We start from the raw sequence: 18,406 nt of genomic DNA, 5'->3' as shown, positions 1-18,406 counted from the left end.
GCGCTCGTGGCTACCGCAGCAAAAGGCTCAGTTGTAGCGTTTTCGGGGGCTTTCGGCGTTTCGGGTATCCAGACGCTGGCGCTTTTCAGCCAGTTTTATCTCGAGCCCTCGATTGACAGGCTCGTAGTAGCGGCGCTGATGAATGGCCTCGGGCAGGTAGGACTCGCCGGCGGCGAAGGCCTCGGGCTCATCATGGGCGTACCTGTAGGTATCGCCGTGGCCCATGCTTTTCATCAGTTTGGTCGGGGCATTGCGGAGGTGAACTGGCACCTCATAGTCCGGGTCTTTGCGGATATCCGCCATACACTGATTAAAGGCGTTATAAACCGCATTACTTTTGGGAGCCAGCGCCAGATAGGTCACCGCCTGGGCCAGGGCCAGTTCCCCTTCCGGTGTCCCCAGCCGCTCCTGGGCATCCCAGGCGTCCATGCTAAGCTGCAGGGCACGAGGGTCAGCGTTACCAATGTCTTCGCTGGCAATGCGCACCAGACGCCGTGCAACATAGAGCGGATCACAGCCGCCATCGAGCATCCGGCACAGCCAGTACAGCGAACCGTCCGGATCGGAACCGCGAACGGATTTATGCAGTGCAGAGATCTGGTCGTAAAACACATCTCCACCCTTGTCGAATCGACGCAGGCTTGTCTGCATTACCTGTTCGAGCTGATCAGCCGTAACCCGGTCCTTTCCAGAGCCGTCCGGCTCGGCCAGATCGGCCGCCACCTCCAGGATATTCAGGGCGCGGCGGGCATCGCCGCCGGACGCTGCCGCCATCAGGGTCAGCACGTCCTCATCAACCAGCAGGCGGCCTGCGAAGCCCTCGTCCGCTGCCAGCGCACGCCGTAACAATTGAAGAATGTCCTCTTCCTCAAGGTTCTTGAGCACGTAGACCCGGGTACGGGACAGCAGGGCGCTGTTAAGCTCAAAGGAAGGATTTTCGGTAGTCGCACCCACGAAGATAAAGGTACCGTCTTCAATGTGGGGGAGAAACGCGTCCTGCTGGCTCTTATTGAAGCGATGCACTTCATCGACAAACAGGAGCGTGTCCCGCCCCTGGGACTGCTTCCGATTGCGCGCCCGCTCTACTACAGCCCGAATCTCTTTCACACCGCTCAAAACGGCAGACACCGTCTCGAAGCTAAGATCGCTGACGTTCGCCAAAAGCTGGGCAAAAGTGGTCTTACCGACTCCGGGAGGTCCCCAGAGAATCATGGAATGAAGCTGGCCCTGCTCCACCGCACGTCGAAGAGGTTTTCCGGGGCCGACCAGGTGGGCCTGGCCCACGTAGTCATCCAGTGTTGCAGGCCGCATTTTTGCGGCCAAAGGCCGGAAACCGGCGGATTCCGCGAACAGGCTATCCTGCATCAGGCCCCGTCCCGGATAATATCCACACCCTCCGGGTAGTCGAGGGTGAAGGCACCGGCTTCCACCGGTTCATTGAGCCTGATCCGGTCAAAACTCAGAACACTCAACTGGGCAAGGGAATCCTGCATGCGCATCTCCTGAAGCTCGCCCTTGAAGAAGGTCAACCGGAGTGACGTGAAAAGGGAATCAGGACTCCTTGGTTCCAGGGTGAATTCGCGCGTGTTGTCACCGATCTGGCGCTCTGAGACCTTGTAGGTTTCCTCCAGGTTATCCACTTCACCGCTGAGCAGCAGTGCCGGGGTAGATTGCACCCGGTCATCGAGCTTATGAATCGTAACCTGCTCCAGATCAGGATCGTAGACCTCCACGGTTTCGCCATCGCTCACAATAAACTGCGAGAGGGGCGCGCTGGTTTCCCAGTAGAACAGACCCGGGCGTTTTGCTTTCAACGAACCACGGGTTTCCTGGACCTTGTTGCCATTCTCGTTGACAACAATCTGAATGAAATCCGCCTGATAGGATTCATAGCTCTTCAGTAACGAAGCCAGCTCGTCGGCTCCCTCTTGGCCCTCACTGGCCGTCGCAGGGCTGAAGAAAAACACCGTCGCTGCCATTACTAACAGGTATTTCAGAAAAGACTGTGCCATGGCTCGTTACTCCTAATCTCTGGGTGGCGGCGGCGCCAGAACTTCACGGGCGCCGTTATGGCCTGCGGCGCTTACCACGCCGGATGCTTCCATGGCATCAACCAGGTTTGCCGCCCGGTTGTACCCGATCTTGAATTTTCGCTGCACCGAGGAAATTGAAACGCGGCGCCCTTCAGTCACAAACGCAACCGCCTCGTCGTAGAGCGCATCGCCTTCGCTATCTCCACCGCCTTCTGACAGGTTGGGTACCCCGGGCAGGCTCTCCCCTTCAGCTCCGTTGAGGACATCGTCCACGTAGACCGGTTCGCCACGGGCTTTCCAGGCACTGACAACACGGTGAACCTCATCGTCGTCCACAAAGGCCCCATGCACCCGAACCGGCAGGCCCGACCCCGGTGGCAGGTAGAGCATGTCGCCATGCCCCAGGAGCTGCTCGGCGCCGCCCTGATCCAGTACCGTCCGCGAATCGATCTTGGACGACACCTGGAAAGACATCCGGGTGGGAATGTTGGCCTTGATCAGGCCGGTTATCACATCAACCGACGGCCTCTGGGTAGCGAGGATCAGGTGAATACCTGCCGCCCTTGCCTTCTGTGCAATGCGGGCAATCAGCTCTTCAACCTTTTTGCCAACGATCATCATCATGTCGGCAAACTCGTCGATCACGACCACGATGAATGGCAGGGTGTCCAGCTCGGGACGTTCCTGTTCATCATTGGCGAGATACTCGTCCGGCTTCCAGAAAGGATCCAGAAGCGGTTCACCGGCGGCCACGGCGTCTTTGATCTTGCGGTTGTAACCGGCCAGATTCCGGACACCGAGGCTGGCCATTAACTTGTACCGGCGCTCCATTTCAGCCACACACCAGCGCAGGGCGTTGGCCGCCTCTTTCATGTCGGTGACCACCGGCGCCAGCAAATGTGGAATGCCATCGTAGATGCTCAATTCGAGCATCTTCGGATCCACCATGATGAAGCGGACATCTTCCGGCCCTGCCTTCAGCAGCATGCTGAGCAGCATGGCATTGACGCCAACGGACTTACCGGAACCGGTGGTACCCGCCACGAGGAGGTGCGGCATTTTGGCGAGGTTGGCCACCATCGGGTTACCACCGATGTCATTACCCAGCGCCAGGGTCAGAGGGGAGCTGGATTCCTGGAATACCCGGGCACCAAGCACTTCGCTCAGGCGGACCATTTCTCGTTCTTCATTCGGAATCTCGATACCAACAACAGACTTGCCGGGAATCACCTCGACAACCCGAACACTCAGTACCGCCAGGGAACGTGCCAGATCCTTGGCGAGGTTGGAAATCTTGCTGACCTTCACGCCCGGGGCCGGCTTGATCTCGAACCGGGTGATGACCGGGCCCGGATTGACTTCGACCACTTCCACGGATACCCCGAAATCACCCAGCTTTTCTTCCAACAACCGGGACATGTGCTCCAGCGATTCTTCCGAGTAGCCTTTTTCCTTATGCTCCTCCGGCGGGTCCAGCAGGGAAATCGGCGGGATCGGACTTTCTATGTCTTCCAGCAGCGAAGGCTGCTTGCTGCCCTTGTCTTTCGACTGGGAAGGCTGTTCGTCCTTCTTGAAGGGCGAGATCTTCACCGAACGCCCCGTAGGCTGAGAGGATTCGTCAGGTTTGGCAGGCTTATCTTTAGCCACAGGCGCGTCATCCTGCGAGCTGAAACTTTCAAGCCGAGCCGGCTCTGGATCAACTTCGGCCGAGAAACCATCCAGGCCCGGTTCCTTTCGAGCGGTTTCGGGCTTTGAAGCAGCCTTCGGGGCCTTGGGCTTCTTCGGACCGAAGCCGGGGATCCGTTGCCACCAGCGAGGCTTGTCGGGATCCGGGCTTTTCAATGCGCTATCGACAGCTGGCACACGATCCTTGACCACTGGGGGCTCTGCTCTTGGCTCGACCTTGGCCTCTGGTTTTTCCGATTGTTTCGGTTTTTCCGGCTTCGGCTTGCCCTTGAACAGACTGCTGATCGCCAGCCCTGTCCGAAGGGTCAGACCACCGACTTGATCCATCAGCCAGAACCACGACAAACCGGTTGTAACGGTCAGTGCGAACAGAAAGATGGCGATCAGCAAAAGCGTTGTTGCCGGCAGGTTGAAAAACCGAACCATGGCATCAGCTACAGCCGTACCAAGCACGCCGCCCGAGGAAGCCCCGAGACCAAATACGGAATAGAGCGACAACAGGCTGGTTGCCGAAAGAAGGATCAACAGGAAGCCACCGAACCGCATCATGAACAGCGGCCAGTGCAAGTCCAGGGAATCGTTGCGCCGCCGGATAAGCATCAGCGCGTAGCCGGCGATCATCACCGGAAACAGATAGGCGACGTGGCCGAAGAAATCCATGAAAAGGCTGGCGAGCCAGGCGCCGGTACGTCCGGCATAGTTCTGGACGCTGGTGTCATGACCAATGCTGGCCCAGCCAGGATCTGAGGGACTAAAGGTCACCAGCGCCATGGAAAGATAAATGCAGAGCGCTATCAAAGCAATAACGGCGCCTTCCCGAGCGCCCTGGGCTGCCAGGCGGCGAAAGCGCAGCTGCTTCTCTGTCAGTTCCTGTGGTGCTTTCTTCGCTTTTGCAGATTCGGCCATGAATGCTCAGACGTTATCGGTGCTTGCGTTGCGAAGCGCCTGGAAGCCCCTCTCCAGATCGGTTTTCAGGTCTTCGACAGCTTCGATGCCCACGGAAATCCGGATCAGGTTTTCCGTAATCCCGGCCCGCGCCTTGTCCTCCGGCGATAAGCGCCCGTGAGTGGTCGTAGCCGGGTGCGTAATTGTGGTTTTGACGTCACCCAGGTTTGCTGTGATAGAAATCATTCGGGTGCCATCAATGAAGGCCCAGGCCTCTTCCCTCGCGCCCTTGAGCTGGAATGACAGCACTCCGCCAAACCCGGTTTGCTGCTTTTTTGCCAGCTCATGTTGGGGATGGCTCTGCAGACCGGCGTAGAACACACGTTCAACCGCCGGTTGTTGCTCCAGCCACAGCGCCAACTCTAACGCATTGTCACAGTGGGCGCGCATACGAATTGGTAAGGTTTCCAGACCCTTCTGGAACACCCAGGCGTTAAAGGGACTCATGGTGGGACCAGCAGACCGAAGGAAGCCATAGATCTCTTCCATCATCTTCCCGGACCCGACCACAACACCGCCGACACAGCGGCCCTGGCCATCGAGGTATTTGGTGGCCGAATGGATCACGATATCCGCGCCCTGCTCCAGCGGACGTTGAAGCACAGGCGTACAGAAACAGTTATCCACCACGAAAAGCGCGTCGTTATCCCGGGCCAGCTGCCCGAGGGCCGCCATATCTGCAACTTCGCACAGGGGATTGGATGGCGTTTCAATGAACAGCATCCGGGTTTCGGGGCGCACCGACGCCCGCCACTCTTCCATGTCCGTCAGACTGACAAACGTGGTTTGGACTCCGAAACGGGCCATGTATTTCTGGAACAGCACGTTGGTGGTGCCGAATACACCCCGGGAGCAGATTACATGGTCGCCGCTCTGCAGCAGCGCCATGCAGGTGCTCAGGATCGCGGCCATACCGGAGGCGGTAGCAACTGCCCGCTCTCCACCTTCCATGGCGGCAATCCGGCCTTCGAAAGCCTGGACCGTCGGATTGGTAAATCGGGAATAGATGTTGCCCGGCTCATCACCGCCAAATCGCGCCGCTGCCTGCGCGGCACTGCCATAGACGAAGCTGGACGTAGGGAAAATGGCATCGCTGTGCTCGAGCTGCCCGGTGCGGATCTGCCCTGCCCTCACTGCCAGTGTGTCCACCGACATACCATCAAGGTCCGACTCGGGAATCCAGACAGTCTCTTCACGGCGAAAGGTCATCAACTACTCCTGCCTGCTACGGCTCTTTCAGTCTTCGTCATTGTACAGATCGATAATACCGTTATCGCCAGATGTGGCGCCGGCGCTCTTGAAACGTTTGTCATCGTTACGCAGTTCTTCCAGACGGTTCAGATACGCTGCATCAACATCGCCGGTTACGTAGTTGCCGGTAAACACGGAACATTCCCAGCCTTCGATGTCGTCATTGACATCACTGACACAGGTTACCAGATCCTCCAGATCCTGATAGAGCAGCCAGTCGGCCCCGATCAGTTCACGGATTTCCTCAACGGTGCGATCGTGGGCGATCAGTTCACTGGCCGAAGGCATATCGATCCCGTAGACGTTCGGGTAGCGAACGGGGGGTGCCGCAGAGGCAAAATAGACCTTGCGAGCACCGGCATCGCGGGCCATCTGCACGATTTCCTTGCAGGTGGTGCCACGCACGATGGAATCGTCCACCAACATGACATTCTTGCCACGGAACTCCAGATCGATCGGGTTCAGCTTCTGGCGCACCGATTTCTTACGCATTTTCTGGCCAGGCATGATAAACGTCCGCCCGATATAGCGATTCTTGATGAAGCCTTCCCGGAATTTCACGCCCAGACGGTGGGCCATCTGCATGGCTGAGGTGCGACTGGTATCAGGTATGGGCATCACCACGTCGATGTCGTGGTCCGGCGTCTCGCGAAGCACCTTCTCGGCCAGGGTCTCGCCCATGCGCAGACGGGCTTTGTAAACCGACACCTTGTCGATAATGGAGTCCGGGCGGGCAAAATACACATGTTCGAAAATGCACGGGTACAGGTGGGGCTGCTCGGCGCATTGCTGGGTATATAGCGTGCCGTCGGTTTCAATGTAGACCGCCTCACCCGGCGCAATGTCCCGCACCAGTGTGTAACCTGCCGCATTGAGGGCAACGCTTTCCGAGGCAATCATGTATTCCTTGCGGCCATCTTCGGACGTGCGCTCGCCGTAACAGGCAGGACGTATGCCGTTCGGATCACGGAAGCCCACAATGCCGTAACCGGTGATCATGGCAATCACGGCGTAGGCACCCCGGCAGCGTTTGTGAACGGCTCTCACTGCGGAGAAAATCTCGTCCTTGGTCGGGTCGAGCTTGCCGAGCTTCTGCAGCTCGTGGGCAAACACATTCAGCAGAACTTCCGAATCGGAGTTGGTGTTGATGTGCCGCAGATCGGTCCGGAACAGGTCCTTGCTCAGATCATCCGCGTTAGTCAGGTTGCCGTTGTGGGCCAGGGTAATGCCGTAGGGACTGTTTACGTAAAACGGCTGGGCTTCAGCGGAACTGGAACTGCCCGCTGTCGGATAGCGCACGTGGCCGATGCCCACGTTACCCACCAGCCGGCGCATGTGCCGGGTATGGAATACATCCCGCACTAAGCCATTATCCTTGCGCAGGAAAAACCGATCATCCTGAAATGTCACAATGCCCGCCGCGTCCTGGCCCCGGTGCTGAAGTACAGTCAGCGCATCATAGAGCGACTGATTGACGTTGGAAGTACTGACGATGCCGACAATGCCACACATGGATAAAGGTATCTCCGAGTGTTAAAACTGAATGTTAGCGGGACGCGGACGCAGGTTCCACGCCTTCCTGCTCTGTAACGGGTTCCGGTTCCAGCGCGTTTTCCGGTGCAGGCCCCAGAAAGCGTGCAAATTCATCGCCCAGGGTCCGTCTGGACCAATCTTCCACCACGGCCAGGCGATCAATGATAATTGAGGTTCGCCACCAGGTGTCCTGTGCCAGCGGCGTATACCGCGTAAACGCAATGGCCACAATCACCACCACCACACCGCGCAGAAGTCCAAACCCCATACCGAGTACCCGGTCAGTGGCCGACAGCCCAGTGGCCCTGATCAGATGGCCAATCATGTTATTGATGATGGCGCCAACAATAAGGGTTCCAAAAAAGAGTATGGCAAAGGCAGCGATCAGCCGGACAAGTGGCGTTTCAACCGTACTTTCCAGCAGAGACTGCATCTGGGGGTGGAAGGTTCTGGCCAGGATAAACGCGCCCACCCAGGTCACCAGCGACAGCGCTTCCCGAACAAAGCCCCGTTTCAGACTGATGAGAGTGGAAACTGTAATGAGGGCGATAATGACCCAGTCAATCCAGATCAGCGCTTCCATTGAAAACCCGGTGGAGAAAAGGAAGCGCGAATTCTATCAGGAAACCCCTGCTCGCCAAACCGCCAGACACACATTAACCGGACCCCGAGCGTTATTTTTCGCCGGAGGTGACCAGGCTATTGAGCCCAAAGGCATCGTCCAGAGCCCTCTTGGCAGATTCAGCTTCGGATTTGGATGCGAAGGGACCACTGAATACCCGGGTTAACGTGGTATCGCCCCGAACAACTTCCTGCAGGTGGGAGCCATAGCCTTTTTCTCGCACCTGGTCTCTGAGCCGGCGGGCATTATCGGAATTGCCGAAGCTTCCCAATTGAACCACCCAGGCGCCTTCCAGGGATCGTTCGTACTCAGCGGTTTCCGTGGCAGAGCTCTCCGAGGCTTGATTGTCGGTCTCGGCGGAAGCGCTGGACGGCTCCTGAGACGTGCTGGCTTGGGACTGCGGGCTTTCGGACGATGGTGCATCCCCGGAGGCTGTCTCCTCGCCCGGGGATTCCTCAAGGATCCGATACCCCAGCGAATCGGCGCTTTCTTCCTCGACAGCCGGTATCGTTACACCGCCTTCGCTGGTTTCAAGGCCGTAAGATGGTGGGGGTTCCACCCCGGATTCAGGTGCTTCAACCTCGGGAAATGGCGGTTCCTCTGGAATCTTTATGGTGGTGGAAGTGCGCTCGGAATGAGGCTCATCGAAGAGCATGGGAACAAAGATAACCGCCAGGGAAACAAGGACCAGCGCCCCGATTATTCTCTGTTTCAGTCCATCCACGTCGTAAGGCTCCCAACTGTTATGACTGCGCCCCGAGAGGCACCTATCCGCAGATACTAACTGCCCGAAAGCCGGAACTCAAAGTGCTACCCGCTGCCATGGACAAAGTTTAAGGGGGTTTCGCCTGGCTTCGGCCTGATTCTTCAGCGAAGCAGAATCTCGCGACCCTCTGCGACCGTGAAGAACGAGCCGAAAACGACCACGATATCCTCGGGACTGCAGGCTGACAAAGCTGACTCGAGGGCCTCACCTACGGACTCGAAAGCCGAGGCATCAGCGATACCGGCGTTGGCCAACCGTGCCTGCAAATCATGGGCAGACAGCCCCCTCGGCAACTTGAGACTGGATAGATACCAGGCATCAACCACACCAGCCATTGCTTTTCCGACACCTTCCACGTCTTTGTCTGCCAGGGCACCGTAGACCGCATGGACTCGCCGGCCAGAGGACTTCAGGCTATTCAGTTGTCCGGCCAACCATTCTGCGGCATGGGGATTATGCCCGACATCCAGATAAACATCCGGGGAAGATCCCAGACGCTCAAATCGGCCGGGAACGCTCAGACTTCCGAGCACCTGCTCAATGGCGGAAACCGACAGACCCGGCTCAAGCTGCCGCACAGCAACGACGGCCGCCGCCATGCTTTTGACCGGCAAGGGCCCTGCCGGCAGGCGTACCGGCTGGTTTTCATAGTCCAGAATCACCTCAGGAAACCCGGAACCAGACTGCGGTTCTGAACTTAACTGATAGTCCCGCCCCAACATCGCTAACCGGACCTTCTGGGCCGCCGCCTGCTGAAGCACCGACCGCGGCGGATCGGTATCCGCATAGATCGCCGGAATCCCCGGTCGGAGCACCCCTGCTTTCTCAAAACCGATGACTTCCCGGTTATCGCCAAGAAAAGCAACGTGGTCGATGTCCACCGATGTCAGTATGGCGAAATCTGCATCCAGAACATTGACCGCGTCCAGTCGTCCGCCCAGGCCAACTTCAAGGACCCAGTCGTCCAGGCCTGAGTCAGCAAAAGCCACAAACGCAGCGAGAGTCCCGAATTCAAAATAAGTCAGCGACACATTGCCGCGGGCGGCTTCAACCGCTTCAAAGGCCCGCACCAGTGCGTCGTCGGAGATATCGTCACCATTGAGGCGCACCCGTTCGTTATAGCGCTGGAGGTGAGGCGAGGTATAGGCTCCGACACGACGACCGGCGGCGCGCAAAAGCGCTTCTGTAGCGGCCACAGCACTGCCTTTGCCATTGGTGCCGGCCACCGTGATGATCCGGGCTTGCGGCTTTCGCCGGAAAAGCCGGCGCATAACCACGAGCACCCGATCCAGGCCGAGGTCAATCTCTGTTGGGTGTATCGCTTCGAGGTAGGCAAGCCACTGATCAACAGTGGCGCCAGCCCCCGGTGAAGCCGGGGGCTGGGCAGAAGGGTTACTCGGCGGGGGCATCGGTTTCAGGCTTTTCCGTCACTTCAAACTCGATGGGCTCTTCGGTTCCCGGACGTTCCTGGCCAGTGAACTTGGCCAGCACGTGGGCAATACGTTCACGCATCTGGTGACGATGGAGAATCATGTCGATCGCGCCATGCTCCAACAGGAACTCACTGCGCTGGAACCCTTCCGGCAGCTTTTCACGCACGGTCTGTTCGATGACTCGCGGACCGGCGAAACCAATCAATGCATTCGGCTCGGCAATATTGAGATCACCCAGCATGGCCAGACTGGCGGAAACGCCACCGAACACGGGATCGGTCATTACCGAAATGTAGGGGATCCCCTCCAGTTTCATCCGCTCAAGGACCGCCGCCGTTTTCGACATCTGCATCAGCGACAGGATGGCTTCCTGCATCCGGGCACCACCACTGGCGGAGAAACAGACCAGAGGAATTCTTTCTTCAAGGGCAACATTGGCAGCCTGGACGAATTTTTCACCAACAACCTGGCCCATGGAGCCGCCCAGGAAACCGAATTCAAAGGAGCAAGCAACCAGAGGCACGCCAAGTGTGGTGCCTTTCATGGCCACCAGAGCGTCTTTCTCACCGGTACCTTTCTGGGCCTGGGACAGACGATCCTTATAGCGTTTGCTGTCTTTGAACTTCAGACGATCCCAAGGCTCCAGCTGGGCAGCAATCTCTTCCCGACCATCCGGATCAAGAAAAACGTCCAGACGACGGCGGGCCGTCACCCTCAGGTGGTGATTGCATTTGGGGCAAACATCCAGGTTTTTTTCAAGTTCCGGCTTGTAGAGAAAGGCGCCGCATTTGGGGCATTTCTTCCACAGCCCCTCCGGCACTCCGGTTCTCTGCTTGGATTCCGAGCGAATCTTGCTCGGCATGATCTTGTCCAGCCAGTTACTCATGGTCTCATCCTGTCCTTTGACGCCTGTTTGCCCCGCTCCTCTCTAATCAGGAGGCGAGACTGTCCAGTGCTTCACGCATCGGGTGGAGCAGATCCGTCAATGCCCGCTTGAGCTGGTCGGTATCTGCCTGATTTCTGGCTATTGTATCGACCAGGACACTGCCAACAATTACACCATCGGATACCCGACCCACGGCGGCAGCCGTTTCCGCATCGCGAATGCCGAAGCCGACACCCACGGGAAGCGCGGTCAGCTCGTGAATATGATTCACTTTCTGAGCGACCTCATCCACGTTGATGGTGGCGGAACCTGTCACACCCTTGATAGAAACATAGTACACATAACCGGATGAGTGCTCACTGATTGCACGGATCCGGTCATCGGTCGTGGTCGGTGCGAGCAAGAAGATGGCGTCGAGATTTCGCTGGGTAAACAGCGGGGCAACCTCGTCAGCCTCCTCTGGCGGCAGGTCCACGGTCAGGATCCCATCCACGCCGGCCTCCTTGGCGGCGTCGGCAAATTGCTCGTACCCCATGGCTTCCATCGGATTCAGGTAACCCATCAGAACCACCGGGGTGGCATCATCCGTCTTGCGAAACTCCTTGACCATGGCAATCACCTGTCGCAAGGAGGTGCCATGAACCAATGCCCGCTCGCAGGCCAGCTGTATAACCGGCCCGTCCGCCATCGGGTCGGAGAAAGGAACACCGAGCTCGATAATATCGGCACCTGCTTTCACCAGCGTATGCATCAGATCAACCGTGACATCGGGATGAGGGTCACCGGCGGTAATGTAGGGAATAAGTGCCTTGCGACCCTGTCCTTTCAGGGCCTTGAGGACCCCTTCAATTCGGCTCATGCCTGCTCCTGTTAATTCTTCAGATCTCGATGCCTTCAAGCTTGGCAACAGTGTTGATGTCCTTGTCTCCGCGGCCGGAAACGTTGATCACGACGGTCTGGTCTTTGTCCATGGTCGCAGCCAGTTTGATGGCGTATGCGACAGCGTGAGCCGTTTCCAGAGCAGGCATGATGCCTTCCACACGGGTCAGCTTCCGGAATCCCTCCATGGCTTCATCATCAGTGACTGACACATAGCTTGCCCTGCCAATATCCTTCAACCAGCTGTGCTCTGGCCCCACACCCGGATAGTCGAGACCGGCGCTCACTGAATGCGTGCCCGCAATCTGGCCGTTCTCGTCTTCCATCAGGTAGGTTCTGTTGCCATGGAGCACGCCCGGGCGACCGGCGCACAGGGGCGCTGCGTGCTTGCCGGTATCAATACCAAGGCCGCCCGCTTCAACACCATAGATTTTGACTGACTCGTCAGCGAGGAACGGATAGAACATCCCGATTGCGTTCGAGCCACCACCCACACAGGCCACCAGCGCGTCTGGCAGTTTCCCGGTTTTCTCCAGTGCCTGGCGGCGGGTTTCACGACCGATCACGGACTGGAAATCCCGGACCAGCAGAGGATAAGGATGCGGGCCTGCAACGGTGCCGATGATGTAGAAGGTATCGTCCACATTGGCCACCCAATCACGCATGGCGTCGTTCATGGCATCTTTCAGGGTTTTGGTGCCACTTTCCACGGCATGCACGGTTGCACCCAGAAGTTTCATACGGAACACGTTCAGGGACTGGCGCTGGACATCTTCCGCACCCATAAACACATGACACTCCAGACCCAGACGAGCACAGACCGTGGCAGTGGCAACACCGTGCTGGCCGGCGCCGGTTTCAGCGATGATCCGCTTTTTGCCGAGAAAGCTTGCAAGCAGGGCCTGGCCGATGGTGTTGTTCACCTTGTGAGCGCCCGTGTGACAGAGATCTTCGCGCTTCAGCCAGATCTGGGCGCCACCGGTTTCACGGCTAAGACGTTCGGCGAAATACAGCGGCGTTGGCCGACCAACATAATCGGCGAGCTCTTTGTCGAACCGCGCCTGGAATTCCGGATCCTTCTTCAGGCGGGCATATTCTTTCTCGAGGGTCATCAGGGAATCCATCAGGGTCTCGGAAACAAATCGCCCACCAAAGGCCCCGAAGTGACCCCGCGCGTCCGGCAGTGCGCTCAGCATTTCTTCAGTCAGTTTTACAGACACGGTGAACCTCTTTAATGAAATGAGAAATTTTCTGGATGTCCTTGATACCTTTGCCCTGCTCAACACCGCCACTGACATCCACAGCCCAGGGTTTCACCTGCTCTACAGCGGCAGATACGTTATCAGATGACAACCCACCGGCCAATACGATCGGGAGTGGCCGATGGTCGGGAATCAGGTCCCAGTTGAACGACATTCCTGTTCCGCCATACCGGTCAGGATCCCAGGCGTCTACCAGCAAACCAGAAGCATTCCGGAACTCGTCAAACGCGGCTTCTATCTGGCCGGCCTCACGAACCCGAATAGCCTTGATCCAACGGCGTCCAAAGCCGCCACAAAACCCGGCCTCTTCGTCGCCATGGAACTGCAGCAAGTCTAGCGGCACCTGTTCCAGAACACTCTCGACAAACTGCTGGCTGGGGTTTACGAATAGCCCCACGACCGACACAAACGCCGGAACGCGTTTTGCCAGTTCCACGGCCTGCTCCACAGTCACGGACCGGGGGCTGGGCTCATAGAACACCAGGCCCAGGGCGTCGGCGCCGGATTGAACAGCACCATCAATATCCTCGGGACGGGTGAGGCCGCAAATTTTAACCCTTGTACTCATTGGCTCGGAACCCGCTGCTTGACATGGATGTGCGTTGGTCTGACCGGGCTGTTTTCGGCCTTGGTGAACCATGGCCGCAGAAACCCCGGCCCACATTCTGCTGCTGGTATCCCGCGCTCCTCGGGATAGCCCACATCGACCAGGTACAAACCATGGGGAGGCGCGGTGACACCCGCAGCTGTCCGGTCCCGGGCAACCAGTATCTCATGAATCCACTCCGGTCGCTCTTTTCCAGAACCAACGGCCATGAGGGCACCGGCAATGTTCCGGACCATGTGGTGCAAAAAGGCATTGGCCTGCACGTCTACTACGACAAAGTCCTGTTTCCGGGTTACCGTAATCCGCTCGAGAAACCGGATGGGCGTCCGGGATTGGCAGCCGGCGGCCCGAAAGGAGGAGAAATCATGTTCCCCGGCAAGTACCTGCGCCGCATCATGCATGCGCTCGGCATTGAGGGAACGAAATGTCCAGCTAACCTGCCCTCTTTGAATGCCGGGGCGCACGGGGTGGTTATAAATGATGTATCGGTAACGCCGGTACGTGGCAGAAAACCGGGCATGAAAATCGCCAATGCCATTTCCGGCCCAATGAACTGAAATGTCTTCGGGTAAAGCAGTATTGATTCCCATTACCCAGGAACGGAGATTACGCACCGACGGGGTATCAAAATGGGCTATCTGATAACTGGCATGGACGCCGGCATCGGTTCGCCCCGCGCACACCAGCTCGACCGGATGATCCGCAACCCTCGCTACAGCCTTTGTCAGTTCCGCTTCCACCGAACGGACGCCGGATTTCTGCAGCTGCCAACCATGAAAGCCTCGCCCATCATATTCAAACGCGAGGGCGACACGCCCTGCCCCGATGGCATTATCCGTAGTCAGTTGCTGGGTTTCGAGAAACAAGTGTGAATCCGGAAAGAGTGTTGCTGTAAAAACAAAACGCCGGCTTGTTGCCGGGTGTTTACCCGGCAGCCGGCGCTTGCTGCCTGTCAGATCAGATTATAACGAATCAGGACAGATTTTTAAGGAGGTCCTGCGCCTCCGCTTTCTGATCTTCGTTTCCTTCCAGTGCAACTTCCTCAAGGATATCGCGGGCTCCATCAGCATCACCCATCTCGATGTATGCCCGTGCAAGATCGAGTTTGGTGGCCGCCTCGTCGGTGCCTGCGAGGAAATCAAAGTCATCTTCGTCACCGAGTTCGCTTTCTTCAATATCAGCGGTCTGTGATTTACCTGATCCATCAGAAACTTCATCGGAAGCCACCGGCAGATCCAGGTCTTCTTCCGAAGTTGCCTCGTCACTTGCCGCGGCGTCAGATTCTTCCAGTTCCTCGGTGATGCCCTGCTGTTCGAGTTCCTCGGCACCCTCTACAGATTGCTCTGGATTGGCTTCGTCCGCATCGCCCTCAGCAAGGGCATCTTCAAGACCAAGCTCTTCGTCGAGAGACGCTTCTTCAGTTTCCTCAGGATTGGCCGAATCTGCAGAGTCGGAGAACTCCTCCATCAGGGCCAGATCTTCGTCAGAGACATCAAGCTCAAGATCGTCCAGCGAAGATTCTTCAATCTCGCTGCCGCCGAGCTCGTCTTCTTCGCCGGCGACCTTGTCCAGTTCGGCGTCCAGTTCATCCAGGAAGGATTCGTCCAGTGAATCAATGTCCGCCTCAGCATCCGACTCTGCAAGCTCTTCAGTCGACGCTTCCGGCTCGGTCGTTGATTGCTCCTCAGACAGATCGCTATCGGCGAGATCACCCTCTTCGAGATCCAGGCTCAGGTCTTCTTCGGATTCACCAAGCCCCTGTTCTGCAACAGATGACTCTTCAGTACTCTCGTCGAACTCGGAAGACAGGTCCCAATCACCGGATTCTTCCAGTTCCGAGGCGTCTTCAGCCTCAGCCTTTTCTTCATCAGACTCCAGTTCGAGGCCAGACAGATCGTATTCGATCATGTCGTCGGGGCTCTCTTCCTTACCGCCTTCAGCCTCTTCACCTTCGGAAGCCTCGGCAGTCTCCTGCTCGTCGAATTCATTCAGCTCGAAATCGGAAAGGGCAGTCTCGGATAGATCAGAGTCGAAGTCACCGAATTCATTCTCGACAGGCTCTTCGCGCTCGGAATCGAATTGATCTGCAAGAAGCTCTTCGGATTCCGGCTTATCCTGCGTTTCTTCCGGCTCTTCACCAGTGTCTTCCGAGTCGTAAGAGGTGGCGAAGGAATCCGAACGCAATTGCGATTCGAGATCATCGATGCTGGGCATCGACTCGGCTTCCTCCAACCGGGCCCGCAGTTCGTTGGCACTTGTCAGCGCCTCGTCGTCTTCCAACGCCTCAATCTCACCGAACTGCTTCTCAAAGGAATCGCGGTCCTGAGTGTCTGCATAGACACCCAGAAGCTTCAGGCGCAGATCAGTACGGCTGGGCTCGCGAGAGATTGCAGTCTCCAGGGTTTGCGCCGCCTGATCATGCTGGCCATAGGCTATGTAGGAATCCGCTTCGGCAAGGGCATCGCCTGCGGCCGATTCCTGATCCTCCTCATCCAGGCTCAGGTCGAACGAGTCGGTTCCCTCGTCAGCTTCACTGTTGAGCTGCTCATAAAACGCCTTTTCCCGGTTTGCATTGCGACGGGCAAGCAACAGAAGCAGCAGTAGAAGAAGAATCAGACCGCCACCCAGGGCAATCTGATACATCGGATTACCGGTAATGGCATCAATGACATTACCCGGGAAGCCCTTATCCGCCGCGGGTGCCTGGGGTGCCGGTTTGGGTGCAGGCTCCTGTGCCTGATCTGGCTCCGACGCAGCTGGCGCTGCAGCACCCGTTTCCTCAACAGGTTCATCAGCTTCCGCACTAGCCGGCTCTTCTGCACCTGCCATCGCTGACTCTTCAGGAGCTTCGCCAGCCTCCGCAATTGCCTGCTCATCAGTTGATTCACCCTGCTCGGCCGTGGTGCCGGTTTCATCAGCCATGGCATCAGACTCAGCCATTTCTGCAGGTTCGGCAGAACCTTCGGCCTCTACCGTCTCACCATCCGTCATGTCGGCATCAACGGCTACCGGTGTTTCGCCCTCAAAAACCTCGTCTGCTGCTCCGGTACCTTCCGAAGCCATCGTTTCGTCGGCTGCCGAATCCGCAACCTCACCTTCAAGTGACTCGGCCGGCTCAGTAGGTTCGGCGCCGGTTGCCTGCTGCATTTCAGCAAGCTGAGTGTTCTTCAGCTCAAGCAGCCGCTGAAGGGTCTGAACCTGATCCTGAAGATCCTCTACGCGGCTGTTCAGCTCGTCATTTTCGCGACGGGCGCTTTCAAGCTCTTCCATTGCGACTGCAGTGCCCGCATCAACACCGCCGGGCAGTTCGCTGTCACCGCCCGCAGAGCCACTTTCGCTCGACTCGGTGCCGGTTTCCTCGGAGACCACCAGTTTCAGTTCATCGCCACCGGCAGCAGCCTCTTGCTGAGCTGAAGGTTCTGGTTGCCGCTGAGCGGTTGCGTCCACCGTACGCTGGGGAGCCTGGAATGCTTCATTCTGCTGGGCAACCAGACGGGTCGCCTCAGCACGGGTCCGGCTCTGGATTTGATCGAGAGAGGGCACTCGCAGGACTTCACCGCGCTTCAGGCGGTTAATGTTATTACCAATAAAAGCGTCTGGATTGAGGTCCTGGATTGCCAGCATGACCTGCTGCATGGAAACGCTGTTGTCAGGACGTACCTGGGAAGCGATGGTCCAGAGAGTGTCCGAAGCACCGGTGGGCCCGAAGGTATTGGCCTGATATCCAGTGCTGAGGGAGCGCTCGGCCTGTTCCTGACGACGCACTGACTCGGCACTTCGGGTGGTGCTCGGCTGACTGGTTGCCCGAGTCGTACTGACTGTTGGAGTACTGACCTGCTCCTGCACGCCAGACTCTTCCGCGTAGACAGGCGGATCCACAAGCACCGCGTATTCCCGCATTAACCGGCCGCTTGGCCAGGTCAATTCAAGCAGGAAGTTCAGGTACGGTTCCCTGAGTGGTTCCCGGGAGGAGACATTGACAATGAGACTGCCATCGTTGCCGGTTACCACCTGGAAACGAAGCTTGCTGAGAAACTGGTTGCGATCCAGCCCCACCCGCTCGTATGCCTGTTCCGAAGCAATGTTGACGAACACGTCCGCTGGATTGACGCCACGGCTTTGGGGCAGAACAATTTCTGCATCCAGTGGCTCGTTCAGATAGGACTGAAGTTCAATTTCACCCAGCCCCAGGGCCTGTGCGACGCCGGATCCGAGCCCTCCCGCCAGAGCCAGGGCAACCGCAAGCTTGCGTACCTTCATGCTTTTTCCTTTCCAGTCTCCGTTATTCGTTACTGCTCTCTTTCAAACAGAATCGGACGAGGTTGGATGACTTCCGTCTGGATCATTCTCGTTATTATGAGTTCTTTTTAATTTTCAGTCCGGCAAGTATTGTTGATAAAACCTCTTTTATCAATCAATCAGCCGCAATCCTTGTACCATTTTTTTATCAATCGCGCGGAACTACCTAGCGCTCTTGAAAATAACAGGGGCGGAGGCTGAAAT

At 57.4% G+C, this 18,406-nt stretch carries 14 protein-coding genes; all 14 read right to left on the bottom strand.

Translation table 11 applies throughout. The features are described from left to right. Positions 1-27: 27 nt before the first annotated feature. The 14 genes from ABNF92_RS00430 to ABNF92_RS00365 all read right to left on the bottom strand — a co-directional run bounded on the left by ABNF92_RS00430 (position 28) and on the right by ABNF92_RS00365 (position 18,163). Complete coding sequence (locus ABNF92_RS00430; RefSeq protein ID WP_291908846.1) at positions 28-1,365, bottom strand: replication-associated recombination protein A; 1,338 nt, start codon at positions 1,363-1,365, stop codon at positions 28-30. Beyond that, complete coding sequence (lolA, locus tag ABNF92_RS00425; protein WP_349343117.1) at positions 1,365-2,012, bottom strand: outer membrane lipoprotein chaperone LolA; 648 nt, start codon at positions 2,010-2,012, stop codon at positions 1,365-1,367. The genes ABNF92_RS00430 and lolA overlap by 1 nt, the downstream gene beginning before the upstream one ends. A gap of 12 nt (positions 2,013-2,024) precedes the next feature. After that, positions 2,025-4,625 (bottom strand): DNA translocase FtsK 4TM domain-containing protein, encoded by a 2,601-nt coding sequence (locus ABNF92_RS00420; RefSeq protein WP_349343116.1) that lies wholly within the window; start codon positions 4,623-4,625, stop codon positions 2,025-2,027. A gap of 6 nt (positions 4,626-4,631) precedes the next feature. Then, positions 4,632-5,873: an O-succinylhomoserine sulfhydrylase gene (locus tag ABNF92_RS00415; protein ID WP_349343115.1), complete on the bottom strand. Its 1,242-nt coding sequence runs from the start codon at positions 5,871-5,873 to the stop codon at positions 4,632-4,634. 27 nt (positions 5,874-5,900) lie between these two features. Continuing rightward, on the bottom strand, positions 5,901-7,427 hold the full coding sequence (purF, locus tag ABNF92_RS00410) for an amidophosphoribosyltransferase (protein WP_069183545.1): 1,527 nt from the start codon (positions 7,425-7,427) through the stop codon (positions 5,901-5,903). A 34-nt stretch (positions 7,428-7,461) separates the two neighbouring features. Beyond that, positions 7,462-8,031 carry a CvpA family protein gene (locus ABNF92_RS00405; RefSeq protein ID WP_069183544.1) on the bottom strand — a complete coding sequence of 190 codons (570 nt, stop codon included), beginning with the start codon at positions 8,029-8,031 and terminating at the stop codon, positions 7,462-7,464. A gap of 91 nt (positions 8,032-8,122) precedes the next feature. Then, positions 8,123-8,794 (bottom strand): SPOR domain-containing protein, encoded by a 672-nt coding sequence (locus ABNF92_RS00400; protein ID WP_209397220.1) that lies wholly within the window; start codon positions 8,792-8,794, stop codon positions 8,123-8,125. 143 nt (positions 8,795-8,937) lie between these two features. Then, complete coding sequence (folC, locus tag ABNF92_RS00395) at positions 8,938-10,245, bottom strand: bifunctional tetrahydrofolate synthase/dihydrofolate synthase (protein ID WP_349343114.1); 1,308 nt, start codon at positions 10,243-10,245, stop codon at positions 8,938-8,940. Further along, positions 10,229-11,155 carry an acetyl-CoA carboxylase, carboxyltransferase subunit beta gene (gene accD, locus ABNF92_RS00390; RefSeq protein WP_069183541.1) on the bottom strand — a complete coding sequence of 309 codons (927 nt, stop codon included), beginning with the start codon at positions 11,153-11,155 and terminating at the stop codon, positions 10,229-10,231. Before accD ends, folC begins: the two co-directional genes overlap by 17 nt. A 46-nt stretch (positions 11,156-11,201) precedes the next feature. Further along, the gene (gene trpA / locus ABNF92_RS00385) at positions 11,202-12,014 is read right to left on the bottom strand and encodes a tryptophan synthase subunit alpha (RefSeq protein ID WP_069183540.1); all 813 of its coding nucleotides are present in this window, start codon (positions 12,012-12,014) and stop codon (positions 11,202-11,204) included. Between the two features lie 19 nt (positions 12,015-12,033). Next, on the bottom strand, positions 12,034-13,230 hold the full coding sequence (gene trpB / locus ABNF92_RS00380) for a tryptophan synthase subunit beta (RefSeq protein WP_069183709.1): 1,197 nt from the start codon (positions 13,228-13,230) through the stop codon (positions 12,034-12,036). 4 nt (positions 13,231-13,234) lie between these two features. Continuing rightward, positions 13,235-13,864, bottom strand: a complete 630-nt coding sequence (locus ABNF92_RS00375) for a phosphoribosylanthranilate isomerase (protein ID WP_291908820.1) — start codon at positions 13,862-13,864, stop codon at positions 13,235-13,237. Continuing rightward, positions 13,861-14,769: a tRNA pseudouridine(38-40) synthase TruA gene (truA, locus tag ABNF92_RS00370; protein ID WP_349343113.1), complete on the bottom strand. Its 909-nt coding sequence runs from the start codon at positions 14,767-14,769 to the stop codon at positions 13,861-13,863. Before truA ends, ABNF92_RS00375 begins: the two co-directional genes overlap by 4 nt. A gap of 106 nt (positions 14,770-14,875) precedes the next feature. After that, a complete protein-coding gene (locus ABNF92_RS00365; RefSeq protein WP_349343112.1) occupies positions 14,876-18,163 on the bottom strand; it encodes a FimV/HubP family polar landmark protein in 3,288 nt (1,095 codons plus the stop codon). Positions 18,164-18,406: the final 243 nt, after the last annotated feature.

The organism is Marinobacter sp. MMG032 (assembly GCF_040112695.1).
GTDB lineage: Bacteria > Pseudomonadota > Gammaproteobacteria > Pseudomonadales > Oleiphilaceae > Marinobacter > Marinobacter salsuginis.
Note: the sequence above shows the minus strand (reverse complement) of the source record. Positions and strands in the feature narration are given on the sequence as shown.